Origin of the sequence: Rothia sp. HMSC036D11, from assembly GCF_001814205.1 — a bacterium.
In the GTDB taxonomy this organism is placed as follows: Bacteria; Actinomycetota; Actinomycetes; order Actinomycetales; family Micrococcaceae; genus Rothia; species Rothia dentocariosa.
In genome coordinates, this window is record NZ_KV815312.1 from 199,027 (window position 1) to 200,395 (window position 1,369).

The 1,369-nt window shown below is 50.9% G+C and carries 1 protein-coding gene and 1 pseudogene; both read left to right on the top strand.

Annotated elements, in window-relative coordinates; genetic code table 11:
* Nucleotides 1-408, top strand: a 408-nt coding sequence (locus HMPREF2958_RS10780) for a Type 1 glutamine amidotransferase-like domain-containing protein (protein WP_083313730.1), incomplete at its 5' end; no start/stop codon positions are given.
* Nucleotides 409-918: 510 nt separating this feature from the next.
* A pseudogene (locus HMPREF2958_RS08200) lies at nt 919-1,369 on the top strand (hypothetical protein); the annotation flags it as partial.

Sequence of the window (1,369 nt, forward strand, 5' to 3'; positions counted from 1 at the left end):
GTCGGAGGCGGTAACACCGCAAACCTCTTAGCTGTGTGGAGATTGCATGGACTTGACCGTGTGCTTCGCAAAGCATATGTCGAGGGAACGGTTCTATCGGGGATAAGTGCAGGTGCAGCTTGCTGGTTCGAGTCATGTCTGACCGATTCGTTTGGTGGTTTAGAAGCGCTCAATGACGGTTTGGGTATACTGCCTGGCAGTTTCTGCCCTCATTTCAATACTGAACCTGGTCGTCCCAGAAGTTTTTTGCAGACACTACAAAGCGGTACTTTACCGCCAGGAGTAGCTTTAGACGATGGGGCGGCAGCTCGATACTGCAACGAGGTAGTAGATGTAGTCTATCGAAGTGTGAGCAATGCTGGTTTATATAATCAGACGGCAAAAGGTATATGTGCTGTGGAGTTGTAGTACGTTTACCAGCAGGTTTCGACTGCGCAACGAAGCTCTTGATATGTAAATTTTGAGAATGCATTTTGATAGTGAAAATACTTGATATATCAAGCGAAAAGCGGGGGTTGTGTAGGGTGTGCCACTATGTGACCGGATTCGACACGTGTTATTAAAACTTTATTTTTAACCTCAAGTGCAGATTTTACCTGGGAATCTTAAGTGTGCTTCTAGTGGGTGCTACATGAAGGATCTTATTCTCTTCAATCCCTGGATTTGCAGGGGATGTATGAGGGGGTAAAAGTCCTTAAGAGGTCCCTGGATATGCAGGATTTTTGAAATGTTTATTGTAGACAAAAAAGGGTGCAAGCTGAGTGATGTTCACTTAAATGTTATAAACATGCTTGTATGCCTAGTGGAGCCCCTGTAGCCTGGGAATTGGATACTTAGTCTAGGCTACCCTTGAGGGTTTACTCCTGCGGTAGTTGAAAGTTTCCGTGCACACGAAGCCGACATAAAAGAGGTTTACATATGACTTCTCATCAGCGGAAATCTCCCGGAATTAAGAAGGCGCTGGTTACGACCGGCACCGCCGCATCCTTGTTGGGTGCATCCTTCGTGGCAATGCCTGCTACGTTTGCTAACGTGCCGGATCAGGTTCCCACCTCTCCTGCATGTGACTGCCAGCCCGGTCAGCCGGGACAGCCTGGTCAGGGCGGTCAGGGTCAGACCGGTCAGCCTGGCACCCCTGGTGATAACGGTCAGACCAGCACTCCCGGCGGTGGCAACGGTCAGACTGGTGACAATGGTCAGCCTGGTCAGGGCGGTCAGGGTCAGACCGGTCAGCCTGGTGATCACGACAGCGATCACCCTGACACTCCCGATACACCTGACACTCCCGATACGCCTGGTGATCACGACAGCGATCAGCCCGGTACCCCCGGTCAGGGTCAGCCTGGTACTCCCGGTCAGGGCGGTCAGG